The organism is Pseudomonas sp. Cab53, assembly GCF_018325965.1.
GTDB lineage: Bacteria > Pseudomonadota > Gammaproteobacteria > Pseudomonadales > Pseudomonadaceae > Aquipseudomonas > Aquipseudomonas chlororaphis_E.
In genome coordinates this window covers 2,484,072-2,497,789 of the sequence record NZ_AP021902.1, presented here as the reverse complement: position 1 = coordinate 2,497,789, position 13,718 = coordinate 2,484,072, and the positions used below count along the sequence as shown (strand labels likewise).

The window sequence follows — 13,718 nt, the reverse complement described above, 5'->3', positions numbered from 1 at the left end:
TGTCCGGCCTGGCTTCTGTAAAGGCATAAACCATGGTTACCGTTTTTCGCCGCACCCGAACGCTCGCCGCGTTGCTGTTCACAGGTCTGCTGGGCCTCTCGCTAGGCTCACTGGCACCGCGCGAAGCCCTGGCCGCCGACCCGGCGCCCGCCTTGAGCACCGTGACCGACCTGCTCGGGCGCAAGGTCAAGGTCCACCTTCCGGTCCGGCGGGTGATCCTGGGCGAAGGGCGGCAGTTGTACCTGGTCGCGGCGCTGGACACCCAGAACCCCCTCGAACGCATCGTCGGATGGCGCAAGGACCTGATCCAGTCCGACCCGGACACCTACGGCGCCTACCTGCGCAAGTTTCCCGCCATCGCCAGGATCCCGACCTTTGGCGGCTTCGAGGACGGCACCTTCGACATCGAGCAGGCCATCTCCCAACGCCCGGACGTGATCATCCTCAACATCGAAGCCCAACACGCCACCGAGGACGCCCGCTACATCGAGAAACTCGACGCGCTGGGCATTCCCGTGGTCTACGTCGACTTCCGCAATAACCCGATGCAGAACACCGAGCCCACCATGCGCCTGTTCGGCCAATTGTTTGGCAAGCAAGCGCAGGCCGAGGCGCTCATCGATTTTCGCAACCAACAGATCCGGCGCGTGACCGATGTGATTGAAGCCCGCCACCCTACCCGTCCCAATGTGTTCATCGAGCGCATCGGCGGCTACACCGATGACTGCTGCCTGAGCTTCGGCAACGAGAACTTCGGGCTGTTCGTCGAGCTGGCCGGTGGCAACAACATTGCCAAAGGCATCATCCCCACCACGTTCGGCCAGTTGAACGCCGAGCAGGTGATTGTCGCCAACCCCGATCAGGTGGTGGTCACCAGCGCCAACTGGGAAGCCTTCGCCCCTGGCGGCCATTGGGTCGGCGTCGGCCCCGGCGCGGACATGGCCCAGGCGCGGCGCAAACTGGCGTGGTATACCCAACGCCCGGCCTATGCGGGCATCAAGGCCCAGGACAACCAGGCGTTCCACGCCATCTGGCATCAGTTCTACAACAGCCCCTATCAGTTCGTGGCGATCCAGCAACTGGCCAAGTGGTTTCACCCGGACCTGTTTGCCGACCTTGACCCGGATGCCGCCTTCCGCGAGTTGCATGAGCGATTCCTGCCGGTGCCGTACGAACCGGGCTATTTCGTCAGCCTGCACGCCCCGCAGGCCCAGCCATGAGCTCAATGAACGAGACCCTGGAAGTCCAGCGGGAAACCTATCGACGCCTGGTGCTGCGCAAACGCTTGATCCTCGGCGCGCTGGTGGTGTTGCTGATGGGCAGCGTGCTGCTGGACCTGGCCCTCGGGCCGGCGCGCTACAGCCTCGAAGAAGTGCTCGGCGCCCTGCTGTCGCCGGACAGCGCGTCCCCGCAAGTTCGGGTGGTGATGTGGGACATCCGCCTGCCGGTGGCCTTGATGGCTGTCGCGGTTGGCGCGGCATTGTCCCTGGCTGGCGCACAGATGCAGACGATCCTCAACAACCCCCTCGCCAGTCCGTTCACCCTGGGCATTTCCGCGGCCGCCGGTTTCGGCGCCGCGTTGGGACTGGCGTTCGGCGTCGCGTTGTTTCCCCTGGCGGCGCAGTACATGGTGCCGCTGAACGCCTTCATCATGGCGATGCTATCGGCCCTGTTGATCCACTTTTTGAGCATGCGCCGCGGCGTCACCGCCGAAACCATCGTGCTGCTGGGCATTGCCCTGGTCTTCACCTTCAATGCCCTGCTGGCGCTGGTGCAGTTTTTCGCCACCGAGCAAGCGGTGGCGGCCGTGGTGTTCTGGACGATGGGCAGCCTGACCAAGGCCACCTGGCCAAAACTGGGGGTCATTTGCCTGGTGATTCTCGTCACCCTGCCGATCTTCGCCAGGCGCGCCTGGGCCCTGACGGCGTTGCGCCTGGGCGACGACAAGGCGGCAAGCTTCGGCGTCAATGTGCGCAGCCTGCGCTTTCAAACGCTGATCATGGTCAGCCTGCTCGCCTCGTTCCCCGTGGCCTTCGTCGGCACCATCGGCTTCATCGGGCTGGTCGGGCCGCACATCGCGCGGATGCTGATCGGTGAAGACCAACGGTTCTTCCTGCCGGCGTCCCTGCTCACCGGCGCATTGATCCTGTCCGCCAGCTCGGTGGTCAGCAAGACGCTGATTCCCGGCGCGATCTTTCCCATCGGCGTGGTCACGTCGTTGATCGGCGTGCCGTTCTTCATATCACTGATCCTGGGCGGGAAGAAAAACACATGGTGAAGCTCCAACTGGACAACCTGGGGGCCCGCTACGGCCAGCACACCGTCATCGAGGGCGTCACCACCGCGGCCTTTATCGGCGGCCAGGTCGTGGCGGTGGTCGGGCCGAACGCGGCGGGCAAATCCACCTTGTTCAAACGGATGGCCGGCCTGATCGACGGCCCCGGCCAGGTGGTGCTGCAGGATTCGGAAAAAGGACCGCAAGGCATCAGCTACATGCCCCAGGGCTTGAATGCCAGCGCTCGCTTGACGGTGTACGAGTCGGTGCTGCTGGCGCGTAAACAACTGACCCAAGGCTGGGTCGTCCACGACGATGAACTGCGACGGGTGGACGACATCCTCGCCGCGCTCGGCATCACCGGGTTGTCCTTTCGCAACCTCGGCGAGCTCAGCGGCGGACAGCAGCAATTGGTGTCGATTGCACAAACCCTGGTGCGCGAACCGGAAATCCTGCTGATGGATGAGCCGACCAGCGCCCTGGACATGCACCGGCAAGTCCAGGTCCTGAAGTTCATGCGCGCCCTGGCCCGCGAGCGCAAGGTCATCGTGTTCATTGCCATCCATGACCTCAACCAGGCACTGCGCTTTGCCGACCAGGTGCTGGTCATTGCCGACGGCACCACCCAGGGCAGCGGCCCGAGCCATGAGGTGATCACCGAGTCGATGCTGCGCCAGGTCTACAAGGTGCAGGCACGGATCGAGCAGTGCAGCCGTGGCGAGCGTCACATCCTCATCGACGACATCGTCTGATGGCCGGCGCGGCCAGGCGATGTTCATGCCTGGCCGCGCCCGTGACGTCGACTAGATCCTCTCCATCACCGCACCCTGTTCATCGGCGACACCCTGCAACAGCTCCACCACCCAGTCGATAAACACCCGTACCCGTGGGGATAGCTGTCGATGGGGCGGGTACACCGCAGAGATCGGCCACAGCGGCACCGGGTACTCGCCCAACACCTGGACCAGCGTGCCCTCGGCCAACTGCCGCCGAACGTGGTAGCGCGGCACCTGGATCAAGCCGAAGCCAGCTTCGCAGGCCGCGACATAGGCGTCGGCATTATTGACGGTCAGCTCACCAGGCAGTTGCCTCTCGTGCACCTGCCCGGCCACCTCGAATTCGAACGGAAAGAACCGCCCATTGCCGGATGCGAACCGGATGACCCGGTGTGACGCCAGATCCTCCGGCACCTGGGGCGTGCCCGCGCGGGCAAGGTAGCCGGGGCTGGCACAGGTCAGTTGTGGCAGGCGCACGATGGGTCGCGCCACCAAGCCCTGGTCGGCGATGTTGCCGGCGCGGATCGCACAATCCACGCCTTCGCGTTGCAGGTGGACCTGCCAGTCATGGAAACCGATGTCCAGTTGCAACGCCGGGTAGCGCGCATAGAACGCCGGCAACCGAGGCACGATCCAGGCGCAGCCAAAGGCAATGGGCATGTCCACGCGCAACGTGCCATGGGGTTGGCTGCGCTGCACCGACAACGAACTTTCCAAGTCGTCGAGGTCGTCCAGCAACTGGCCGCTGCGCTGGTAATAGGCCTCGCCGTCGAGCGTTGCGCGCACCTGTCGGGTGGTGCGGTGCAGCAACTGCACCCCGAGGTGCGCTTCCAGTTGCTGGATCAACAGGCTGACGGTGGCGCGCGGCAGCTTGAGGTCGTCGGCCGCCTTGCCAAAGCCGCCCAGCTCGACGATACGCCGGAACACCTGCATGGCCTGTAGTCGATCCATCATCGGGCTCACTGTTTAGAAATGACGAATAGTTAAACCAATAATCACGGATTTATCCACCCAACCGTTTACTGGACACTGAACTCGTCATTCAACACCAGGGAAACCTCACCATGAACACCCGTCAACTCGGCCATCACGGCCCCCACGTTTCCTCCATCGGCCTGGGCTGCATGGGCATGTCCGATTTCTACACCACGGGCGTGGATGAGCAGGAAGCCATCGCCACCCTCCACCGCGCCGTTGAGCTGGGCGTGACTTTGTTCGACACCGCCGACATGTATGGGCCGCACACCAACGAAGCGCTGCTGGGGCGTGTGCTGCGGGGCAAGCGCGAGGGTCTTTACCTGGCGAGCAAATTCGGCCTGGTGCGCAGCAGCGATCCCCATGCCCGTGGCGTCAATGGCCGCCCCGAGTACATCAGGCAATCGATCGACGGCAGCCTCCAGCGCCTGCAAACGGATTACCTGGACCTCTACTACCAGCACCGCATCGATCCGCAGGTGCCGGTGGAAGAATCCGTCGGCGCCATGGCCGAGCTGGTCAAGGCCGGCAAGGTCCGCCACATCGGCCTGTCGGAAGCCAGCGCCGACACCATCCAGCGCGCCCATGCCGTGCATCCGCTGGCGGCCGTGCAAAGCGAGTACTCGTTGTGGTCACGGGAACCGGAGCGCAATGGCGTGCTCCAGACCTGCCAGCGCCTGGGCATCGCCTTCGTCGCGTACAGCCCGCTGGGCCGAGGCTTTTTGACCGGCACCCAGACGTCCGCGCAGGATTTTGCCGCCGATGACTATCGCCGCACCAACCCACGCTTCCAGGCGGACAACTTCAACCACAACCTGGCCCTGGTGGAACGGGTCAAGGCATTGGCCGCGGACAAGGGCATCAGCGCCGCCCAATTGGCCCTGGCCTGGGTCCTGGCTCAGGGCGAATACCTGATCCCGATCCCGGGGACCAAGCAACGCAAGTACCTGGAAAGCAACGTGGCGGCGAGCTCGATTGCCTTGAGCGCTGACGAGCTGGCACGGCTGGACGGGATCTTCACCGCCGAGGGCGCGGTGGCGGGCGACCGCTATGCAGCCGCGACCATGACGCTGCTCGACGGTTGAGCCCATCGTCAGGCGCAGCCCCCAGGCAGCGGCCCGTTACGCTCAAGCCGCTGCCAAACCCGCCGATAGCCTGATGAGCGTTAAGTGATAACGCTTGGGCCTGACCAGGCCTTGCGGGTTACTTAGGGTAATGATCGATGCTTTCTGCGCTTAACCGCCTGTTGTGTGGTGTCCTGCTGGCCCTGGCTGCGAACGCTTGCGCGGCCGAGGCCCCGCTGCGCATCGTCACCGAGGAACTGCCGCCCTACAACATGACGGAAAATGGCCGGGTGACGGGCATGAGCACCGAAGTGGTCGAGGCGGTGCTCAAGGAAGTCGGCATGGACGCACCGATCCATCCCATGCCCTGGGCCCGCGCGTATGAGCTGGCGCTCAATGAAAGCAACGTCCTGATCTATTCCATCGTGCGCACCCCCACGCGTGAATCACTGTTCCAGTGGGTCGGCGCGATTGCGCCGACCCAGTGGTACATCTACTCGCTGGCCGACCGCCCGGTGAAACTCAACTCGCTGGCCGACGCCCATGGTCACCAGATCGCCACGGTCAACCAGGACGTTGGCGAGCAATACCTGGTGTCGAAAGGTTTTCGCATCGGCGAGGAGCTGCAGTCGAGCACCAAATACGAGCACAACTACCGCAAGCTCAAGGTCGACCACGTGGAGCTGTGGATTTCCAACGAACTCAACGCCCTGTACCTGACCCGCCAGAACGGCGAAGACCCGGACAAAGTGCTGATCCGCTCATTGGCGCTACCCGACTTGAGCAGCGAAGGCCTCAACATGGCGTTCAGCCGCAACACGCCGGTCGAGACGGTCGAGAAGTTCCGGGCCGGCCTGGAAGCGATCCGCCGCAACGGTGTTTACGATGCCATCGTTCGCAAATGGCTATGACATGACCGGCAACTTCAGGGCCGTGTCCAGCGCGCAACCGCGTACCGGGGCATTCAGTTCCCTCGGCCGCCGCCTGGTGCTCGCGACCCTGTTGTTCAGCCTGGTCTTCACCCTGGCGATGGTCACCTGGCGCACCTGGTTGGCCTGGGAGAACAACCTGGCGGAGATGAACTCGGAGCTGGTGCTGATCGACCAGGTGTTCCAGAACACCCTGGCCCACGCCATCTGGGAAATGGACCGTGAATCCCTCGACCAGCAGATCGCCAGCGTCGCGACGGCCGCGCCAGTGGGGCGCGTGGTACTGAACATCGTGCGGCCGGGCCAACCGCCGGAAATCATCGAACTCAACCGATACACCGTCGAGTCTTCCGGTGCCGCGCCGGTGCTGCATCGCCAACTCGTCGCACAGCCCTACGCCGGGGCGCACGAAAAGGTCGGCGAGTTGACCATCGAAGGCGATAACCGCCTGCTGTGGGAACGCCTCTGGGACGAAGCCCGCAGCATCGTCATCACCCAAGTCATCCAGTCGTTGCTGCTGGCCGGGTTGGTCATGACCATGTTCAACCGCCTGGTGACCGTGCATGTGGTCCATATCGCCCGCCACCTGGGCGAAGTCGCGCCACAGACCCTCAAGCGCCACCTGCGATTGCAACGGGCGGTGCACCGCCAGGACGAGCTGAGCCTGCTCGAATGCCAGGTCAACGAACTCCAGGACAACCTCCACGCCCACCTGGAGCGCCAGCGTTCCGATGAACTGGCCCTCGCCGCCAGCCGCGACCAATTGGCCCAACTGGTGGAGGCACGGACCGCCGAACTCAAGGCCGCCAACCAGGCGCTCGAAGCCCTGTCGCGTCACGACGCCCTGACGGGCCTGGCCAACCGGCGCTATTTCGACGAACTCAAGGAGGTCGAATTCCGCCGGGCCATCCGCCACAAGACGCCACTTGCGGTGCTGATGTGCGACGTCGACTTCTTCAAGATCTACAACGACACCTACGGGCACATGCAAGGCGACCAGTGCTTGAAGCAGATCGCCGAAACCCTGCGCAGCGTCTTCGGCCGCTCGGGTGAACTGGCCGCTCGCCTGGGCGGCGAGGAATTCGTCGTGGTACTGCCCAACGTCAACGCCCGGCAGGCCAGCGAAGCCGCCCATCGGCTGCGCGCCAGCCTGGCCGAGCGTGAGCTGCCCCATAGCGGCTCCAGCGTCTCGCGCTTCGTCACGCTGAGCATCGGCATCGCCGAGTTGGACCCCGAGAGCATGGACCACTTCGATCAACTGTTGCAGCGCGCCGACCAGGCGCTGTACCGGGCCAAACACCAGGGGCGCGATTGCGTCGCTCTTTAACACCACGCGGCCAACGAGGTCTGTATGCCTAATCGCCTGACACTCTGCTTATGCCTGCTCCTCGCCCTCTTCAGCCTGAAAAGCCAGGCCGGGGCCATCGAAGTCGTGACCGAAGACTCCCTGTACGCCTACCTGCGTGAAGACAAGGTGGCCGGGCCCGGCACGCAGATCGCCGAAGAAACCCTCAAGGGCGCGGCCCTCAACGACTACAGCGTGCTGCTCTACCCCTGGGCCCGGGCCTACGAAAAGGCGCTGCACGAACCCAATGTGCTGATTTTCCCCCTGGACCGCACGCCGGCTCGCGAGCAGTCGTTCAAATGGGTGGGCGAGATCCTCCGGGTGCCGAGCAAGCTCTACAAGCTTCGCGGCGATGACAGCATCGCCGTCAAGGTCCTCGACGATGCCAAGCAGTACAGCATCGGGGTGGTACGCAACGACGCCAAGCAGATCTACCTGCAACAGCGCGGCTTCACCCGCCTGGTGGTGTCGGCTGACAATCACGATAACTTCCAGAAACTGCTGAACCATCAGATCCAGTTGCTTCCGATGCCGGAGAACGCCGCGCGCCTGATGAGCCAGGACACCCACGTGGACTTCAACAGCCTGGAAGAAGTCTATTCCCTCGACGAACAACCCCATCGGGTCTACCTGGCCTTCAGCCTGAGCACCCCGGACGACATCGTCGCCAAGGCCCAGCGCGCCTTCGAACAACTCAAGGCATCTGGCGAAGTGGCGCGAATCATGGGCGAAAAGCGGTAAGCTCTGGGGATCGGCACGCCCGCGTGCCAACCACCCAGGAGGTCAGTCCCTATGAGCAAAGCGTCCTATGTTCCGCCCAAAGTCTGGACTCATGAAGCCCCATCTGGCGGCCAGTTCGCCAGCATCAACCGCCCGATCGCCGGGCCGACCCACGAAAAGACCCTGCCGACGGGCAAGCAGCCACTGCAGCTCTACTCCCTGGCCACGCCCAATGGGGTCAAGGTCACCATCCTGCTCGAGGAACTGCTGGCCCTGGGGCACACGGGCGCCGAGTACGACGCCTGGCTGATCCGCATCAGCGAAGGCGATCAGTTCTCCAGCGGCTTCGTCGAGATCAACCCCAATTCGAAGATCCCGGCCCTGCTCGACCGCAGCGTGGAACCGCCGATCCGCGTGTTCGAATCAGGCTCGATCCTGTTGTACCTGGCGGAAAAATTCGGCGCCTTCCTGCCCACCGACCCGACCGGGCGCACCGAGACGCTGAACTGGCTGTTCTGGCAGATGGGTTCGGCACCTTACCTGGGTGGCGGCTTCGGGCACTTCTACGCCTACGCACCGGAAAAACTCGAGTACCCGATCAATCGCTTCACCATGGAAACCAAGCGCCAACTCGACGTCCTCGACCGCCGCCTGGGCGAAAGCCCGTACCTGGCCGGCGACCACTACACCATCGCCGACATCGCGGTCTGGCCGTGGTACGGCCAACTGGTGCGCAACAACGTCTATTCGGCCGCCGAATTCCTCGACGCCCAGCGCTACACCCACGTGCAACGCTGGGCCGAAGCCATCGCCAACCGCCCCGCCGTCCTGCGTGGACAACGTGTCAACCGGACCTGGGGTGATGAGGCCAGCCAGGTGCCGGAGCGGCATCGGGCTGAAGACCTGGACTGAAGGTGCGAGGGTCTACTTGTACTGATCCCCCGCCGACGCCGGACTGGTCTGCTTCGCCAGGGCAAACACACACTCATCCAGATAGGGCCTGACGTCCGCCCATTTCTTGCCATCGACGGCAAACCCTCGCAGCTTCTTGCCGGCGTCCACCACGTCAGGCTCATGTTTCATCAGCATGAGCCTGGCCACCGCACTGGCGTCGGCGTCCTTGTGCTTGGTGTGGTTCTGCCTGGCGTAGGAATGGAACTCCTCGATGCGGGCCAGGACCGCCTGGGTACCGTCCATGCACTTGTCGCCGAGAATTTCCTCCCGGCGCTGGACATGGCCACCGGCAAAACTGTCTTCCACCAGGTGCAACAGGCTGCCCAAGGCCACCTTGTCCACGTTGGTACGCAGCCAGGGGCGGCCGACGGCGAACAGGTCCTGCACGGTCTGCCCATTATTGAAATGCTGGTCCCAGCCGTCGATCCTGATGTCCTTCAAATAGGTATTGATGGGGTAAGTACCATCCGCAACCCCCCAGGCGAACTCTGCCCACATCATGATCTCCCGTTTGGTCTTCTCTGCGGGATTGCCCTCCTGGGAAGCCATTGCATGCAGAAACTGCAGGTCGCCGAAATGCGAACGTGCGATGTAGTTTCCCGTGCCCATGAAGGCCATCGGGTCCACGGCGCTCTTGTCCTCTGCCTCTTCGAAAAGGTTCACCCAACACCGGGTCTGGGAAATGAACCCCACCGAATAACGACCATCGCACCCCTTGGTCTTGACATCTTCGGCACTGGGCATGAACACCGGATCGTCGTTCCAGCGAACACCGGCAATGACATACGCACCGGCATCTTCGAGGTTGGGGTTGTTGCAATACTGCCAATCCCCGTCACACCCATAGATTTTCTGCGTCAACGCCTCATGGGCGGAATCGCCGAAGCTGTGCAACGCGAAACTCATGAGAGGCACCGACGCCTTATAGGAAACCCCATACTTCTTGGCCATCTCCCGCTCGGCCTCGGTACCGCTCGGCGAGAGCTGAAACGCCCCGGCCTGCCCAACGCAACCCAACCAAACGCCCCAGGCAATTGCCGCCACTTTCTTGTATTTATTCATGGGTTGTCTCAGCAAAGGCGATGACAAGCTGACGTCTCGTCTGTCGCCATGAAATCGATGGAGTGTTCAGGGTAAATGGCCAGAGGCCATCGCGGAAGCATAGCGGGTGCCGCTGGGGCGTCCAGGCGTTGGCGAGCTGATTTTTCGGGACAGCTAGCCCCCCAGCTCTTCCTGGCTCTGCACATCCAGCATCTCCCCGGCGTGGTCTTCAGCCCAGCGCACCAGGGCCGTCACGGGGGTTTCGAGTGTCCGGCCAAGGTCGGTCACTTCGTATTGAACGGCCACGGGCGAGGAGCAGATCACCTCGCGGCGGATCAACTTGTGGCGTTCGAGGCGCCTGAGGGCCTCGGTCAGTGATTTGTGGGTGATGTTCCCCAACAGTCTGCGCAGTTCATTGAAACGGACGGGCCCGTCGGCCAGCCGGGTCATGATCATGATCGACCATTTGTTGGCGATCTGGTCCAGGACCAGACGGGTTTGCTCCAGCCGTTGCGGGGTGCATTCGGGCTTTGCAGTATCGTCGAGCATATCTAGTACCCTTAAGGTGCGTAATTGCAACCTAGTATCCGATGTATACCATGGCAACTCAACCGTAAATCTCGTCGTGAATCCTCACGATGAGCACAAGAGGATGGGTCATGAACGCACTGACTGGACAAGTCGTACTGATTACCGGTGCATCGAGCGGCATTGGCGAAGCCACCGCGAAGAAACTCGCCGCCGCGGGCGCGAGGGTGGGTCTTGCGGCGCGCCGGGCCGATCGCCTTCACGCGTTGCACGCTGAGATTGAACAACAAGGTGGCCAGGCCCTGGTCCTGGAAATGGACGTCGCCGACAAGGCCTCCGTCGACGCCGGCGTGAGGAAACTGCTCGACACCTACGGCAGGATCGACGTGGCCTTCAACAACGCCGGGCTGATGCCGTTGTCGAGCGTCGATGAATTCAAGACCGACGAGTGGGACCGCATGGTGGACGTCAACATCAAGGGCGTATTGAACGTGTCGGCGGCGGTACTTCCACAGATGATCGAGCAGCATTCCGGCCACATCATCAACACGTCATCGGTCGCCGGTCGCAAGGTGTTCGGCCAGGGTTTCGCCGTGTACTCAGCCACCAAGTTCGCCGTGAGCGCCTTTACCGAAGGCCTGCGCATGGAGGTCGGGCACAAGCACAATATCCGCGTGACCAGCATCCAACCCGGTGCGACGGCCACGGAATTGACGCAGCACACGACCAGCGAAGAGTATGTGCAGATGATTGCCGGCTTCTCGGGCCAGTTGCAGTTCCTGTCGCCGGAAGACATTGCCGACACGGTCCTGTTCGCGGTCTCGGCCCCCGCAACGTCAACATTGCCGAGTTGTTCGTGATGCCGACCAATCAGGTCTGAATCGAACGAGCGGCTGCGGATCGAAGTTCGATCCGCAGCCGCCCCCCTTCAGGCCACCTTGAAACGACTGACCAACTGCTGCTGGTACTCCGCCAGGCGCGCCAGTTCCTGGCTGGTGATTGCCGTCTGCTCGGCCCCGGCGCTGACCTGGATCACCAGGTCATTGATCTCGTTGACATTGCGATTGATGTCTTCGGACACCGCACTCTGTTCTTCCGCCGCCGAAGCGATCTGGATGTTACGGTCGCTGATGGTCGCCACGCCCTCGGCAATTTCCACCAGCAACTCACCCGCCCGCTCGACCTTGCTCGCACCATCCTGAGCCTTGCCCAGGGTCTGCTGCATGGACAGCGCCGCGCGGTCCGAACCGGCCTGCAAGTTGCTGATCATCTGCTGGATGCTGCCCGTGGACTCTTGCGTCTTTTGCGCCAGGGTACGCACTTCCGAGGCCACCACCGCGAACCCGCGACCGTGATCGCCGGCACGCGCAGCCTCGATCGCCGCATTGAGGGCCAACAGGTTGGTCTGCTCGGCAATGCCACGAATCACATCCAGCACCGAGGAAATGGCATCGCTTTCCTCCTTGAGGTCCCCGATGATCGCTGCAGTCTCCTCGGCCTGGCCGGACAACTGGCGGATCAGCCCGATGGTGCTTTCAATCTCGACCCGGCCCTGAGCGGTGCTGATGTTCACCTGCTGTGACATGTGCGCCGCATCGTTGGTGCTTTGGGCCACCTCTCGCACCGTTGCGCTCATCTGGTTGATCGCCGTGGCGACCAGTTCAGTGCCCTGGCGTTGTTGCTCGACACTCTGGCTGGTCTGGATCGTCACCGTGGAAGACTCTTCCGCCGCCGTCGCCACTTGTGCCGTGGCGTTGCCGATTTCCTGCACCACCCCGCTGATCTCCTGGGCCATGCGGTTGAGGTTGCGGGAGATCTGGCCGAACTCGTCCTTGCCTTCGTGACTTGCCCGGGCAGTGAGATCACGCTCCGCCAGGTCATTGAGGACCTGATTCACGTCGCGCACCGCCAGGTCGATCATGCGGATGATCAGGTACGACAGCACCGCCACCGCCAGCAACGCAACGACCACGGCACCGATCGTCAGCCACAGGGCACGGCTGGCGCTATCGCGCTCGTGCATGGCCAGGCGGCTGACACTCTGACCGAGGGCTTCTTCCACCTGGCCCATCAGGTCGATCCGTTGGGTCGCGGTTTCAAACCAGTCTTGCGGCTTGATGCCCAGCAGTTGGCCCAGCGGCACCTCGAATGCCAGGCGCTGCAACCGGGCAACATCGACGGCCGCCGGCTTGCGCATCTGATCATCGAACTGCTGCAGCAAGACGGGTGGGGCCTTGCGACGGAAAGCGTCCAGGTAGGCGGTAAATTCACCCCAATTGCGGCTGAACCGTGACAACAGCCCTTCGTCGAAGCGGTCCTGGGCGAACACCAGGCCGAGCACGACGCGCTCGCGCCCGGCCCGTTCTTTCATTTCGATGAATTGATTGAGTGCGCCGAGCGCATGAACAATGGTCGCGTTATTGATGGTCGCTTCCAGGGAGTGGGTGTAACCGATCAATACTTGAATAATGTCGGTGTAGCGAACACCGGATTCGGTGCTGCTGATATTTAACTTGTCGACTTGTGCACGCACACTGGACAACTCATCCAAGGCACTAATGACTTTGGTGAGTTGATTGTTCCCCGACACCGGCAATTCACGAATCACAGCGACCGATGTGTCGGCATCCCGGCGCATCTGGGCCAGCCGGTCACCCATGGATTTACCGCCGCTACCGAGGAAAACCCCGCTGGCGCCGCGTTCGCGCTGGAGGGTGGTGATGAGCAGGCTCAGTTTCTGGGCGGTGGCGCTGGCGGTCACCGTCGCGTCCATGTCGCGCAGCGTCCGGTAGTTATCGCCGACAAAAATACCGGCCAGGGTCAGGAATCCTAATAACGGCAGTAAAAGAATCAATAAAAGTTTCAGACGTAGCGGTGCATTCCTGAGCATATTCGTTCAAGCCTCATTCCATACTCGATTAGTTGACGCGCGGCGCTGTTGTAAGAAGGGATTTTGTACACGCTGATCGTGGGGTGATATTAACCCAATATCAAATAGCCATCACCCCTAATATCCTACCGTACAGCGTTTATCTAAGCGCCAAGTGCAGAATTTGAATTTGCCTTGATCAAGATCAATAACCTGGCATTTAGTTGATGAGTGGCGGTACG

At 62.4% G+C, this 13,718-nt stretch carries 13 protein-coding genes; 9 read left to right on the top strand and 4 right to left on the bottom strand.

Annotated features, from left to right (window positions below; translation table 11 throughout):
* The first annotated feature begins 32 nt into the window (after positions 1-32).
* From KI241_RS10915 to KI241_RS10905, 3 genes are read left to right on the top strand one after another with little or no spacing between them, the layout of a single operon-like run.
* A complete protein-coding gene (locus tag KI241_RS10915; RefSeq protein WP_123578040.1) occupies positions 33-1,220 on the top strand; it encodes an ABC transporter substrate-binding protein in 1,188 nt (395 codons plus the stop codon).
* Positions 1,217-2,278, top strand: coding sequence for an iron ABC transporter permease (locus KI241_RS10910; RefSeq protein ID WP_042732499.1), 1,062 nt, complete (start codon positions 1,217-1,219; stop codon positions 2,276-2,278). The genes KI241_RS10915 and KI241_RS10910 overlap by 4 nt, the downstream gene beginning before the upstream one ends.
* The gene (locus tag KI241_RS10905) at positions 2,272-3,027 is read left to right on the top strand and encodes an ABC transporter ATP-binding protein (protein ID WP_123578039.1); all 756 of its coding nucleotides are present in this window, start codon (positions 2,272-2,274) and stop codon (positions 3,025-3,027) included. Before KI241_RS10910 ends, KI241_RS10905 begins: the two co-directional genes overlap by 7 nt.
* A 51-nt stretch (positions 3,028-3,078) precedes the next feature.
* Here KI241_RS10905 and KI241_RS10900 read toward each other — a convergent pair whose 3' ends face one another.
* Positions 3,079-4,002 (bottom strand): LysR family transcriptional regulator, encoded by a 924-nt coding sequence (locus KI241_RS10900; RefSeq protein ID WP_123578038.1) that lies wholly within the window; start codon positions 4,000-4,002, stop codon positions 3,079-3,081.
* 113 nt (positions 4,003-4,115) lie between these two features.
* On the opposite strand from KI241_RS10900, the gene KI241_RS10895 reads away from it, so the two are divergent.
* The 5 genes from KI241_RS10895 (at position 4,116) to yghU (ending at position 8,996) form a co-directional block, all read left to right on the top strand.
* Positions 4,116-5,111: an aldo/keto reductase gene (locus KI241_RS10895; RefSeq protein WP_042732496.1), complete on the top strand. Its 996-nt coding sequence runs from the start codon at positions 4,116-4,118 to the stop codon at positions 5,109-5,111.
* Between the two features lie 137 nt (positions 5,112-5,248).
* Complete coding sequence (locus tag KI241_RS10890; RefSeq protein ID WP_042732823.1) at positions 5,249-6,001, top strand: transporter substrate-binding domain-containing protein; 753 nt, start codon at positions 5,249-5,251, stop codon at positions 5,999-6,001.
* A 1-nt stretch (position 6,002) separates the two neighbouring features.
* A complete protein-coding gene (locus tag KI241_RS10885) occupies positions 6,003-7,346 on the top strand; it encodes a diguanylate cyclase (protein WP_123578036.1) in 1,344 nt (447 codons plus the stop codon).
* Between the two features lie 24 nt (positions 7,347-7,370).
* Complete coding sequence (locus KI241_RS10880; protein WP_042732821.1) at positions 7,371-8,105, top strand: ABC transporter substrate-binding protein; 735 nt, start codon at positions 7,371-7,373, stop codon at positions 8,103-8,105.
* 51 nt (positions 8,106-8,156) lie between these two features.
* On the top strand, positions 8,157-8,996 hold the full coding sequence (gene yghU / locus KI241_RS10875) for a glutathione-dependent disulfide-bond oxidoreductase (protein ID WP_047735514.1): 840 nt from the start codon (positions 8,157-8,159) through the stop codon (positions 8,994-8,996).
* Positions 8,997-9,008: 12 nt separating this feature from the next.
* On the opposite strand, the gene KI241_RS10870 is transcribed toward yghU, so the two are convergent.
* Entirely contained in the window at positions 9,009-10,100 is a 1,092-nt protein-coding gene (locus KI241_RS10870) for a hypothetical protein (protein WP_212803676.1), read from the bottom strand.
* Between the two features lie 153 nt (positions 10,101-10,253).
* The gene (locus KI241_RS10865) at positions 10,254-10,628 is read right to left on the bottom strand and encodes a helix-turn-helix domain-containing protein (RefSeq protein ID WP_123578034.1); all 375 of its coding nucleotides are present in this window, start codon (positions 10,626-10,628) and stop codon (positions 10,254-10,256) included.
* 110 nt (positions 10,629-10,738) lie between these two features.
* On the opposite strand from KI241_RS10865, the gene KI241_RS10860 reads away from it, so the two are divergent.
* The gene (locus KI241_RS10860; protein WP_244868272.1) at positions 10,739-11,467 is read left to right on the top strand and encodes an SDR family oxidoreductase; all 729 of its coding nucleotides are present in this window, start codon (positions 10,739-10,741) and stop codon (positions 11,465-11,467) included.
* 68 nt (positions 11,468-11,535) lie between these two features.
* On the opposite strand, the gene KI241_RS10855 is transcribed toward KI241_RS10860, so the two are convergent.
* Positions 11,536-13,497 carry a methyl-accepting chemotaxis protein gene (locus tag KI241_RS10855; RefSeq protein WP_212803674.1) on the bottom strand — a complete coding sequence of 654 codons (1,962 nt, stop codon included), beginning with the start codon at positions 13,495-13,497 and terminating at the stop codon, positions 11,536-11,538.
* Between the last annotated feature and the right edge of the window lie 221 nt (positions 13,498-13,718).

Bases quoted from the DNA above. Each gene is read 5' to 3' on its own strand.
- KI241_RS10915 (WP_123578040.1), top strand. From the start codon at position 33: ATGGTTACCGTTTTTCGCCGCACCCGAACGCTCGCCGCGTTGCTGTTC.
- KI241_RS10910 (WP_042732499.1), top strand. From the start codon at position 1,217: ATGAGCTCAATGAACGAGACCCTGGAAGTCCAGCGGGAAACCTATCGA.
- KI241_RS10905 (WP_123578039.1), top strand. From the start codon at position 2,272: ATGGTGAAGCTCCAACTGGACAACCTGGGGGCCCGCTACGGCCAGCAC.
- KI241_RS10900 (WP_123578038.1), bottom strand. From the start codon at position 4,002: ATGGATCGACTACAGGCCATGCAGGTGTTCCGGCGTATCGTCGAGCTG.
- KI241_RS10895 (WP_042732496.1), top strand. From the start codon at position 4,116: ATGAACACCCGTCAACTCGGCCATCACGGCCCCCACGTTTCCTCCATC.
- KI241_RS10890 (WP_042732823.1), top strand. From the start codon at position 5,249: ATGCTTTCTGCGCTTAACCGCCTGTTGTGTGGTGTCCTGCTGGCCCTG.
- KI241_RS10885 (WP_123578036.1), top strand. From the start codon at position 6,003: ATGACCGGCAACTTCAGGGCCGTGTCCAGCGCGCAACCGCGTACCGGG.
- KI241_RS10880 (WP_042732821.1), top strand. From the start codon at position 7,371: ATGCCTAATCGCCTGACACTCTGCTTATGCCTGCTCCTCGCCCTCTTC.
- yghU (WP_047735514.1), top strand. From the start codon at position 8,157: ATGAGCAAAGCGTCCTATGTTCCGCCCAAAGTCTGGACTCATGAAGCC.
- KI241_RS10870 (WP_212803676.1), bottom strand. From the start codon at position 10,100: ATGAATAAATACAAGAAAGTGGCGGCAATTGCCTGGGGCGTTTGGTTG.
- KI241_RS10865 (WP_123578034.1), bottom strand. From the start codon at position 10,628: ATGCTCGACGATACTGCAAAGCCCGAATGCACCCCGCAACGGCTGGAG.
- KI241_RS10860 (WP_244868272.1), top strand. From the start codon at position 10,739: ATGAACGCACTGACTGGACAAGTCGTACTGATTACCGGTGCATCGAGC.
- KI241_RS10855 (WP_212803674.1), bottom strand. From the start codon at position 13,497: ATGCTCAGGAATGCACCGCTACGTCTGAAACTTTTATTGATTCTTTTA.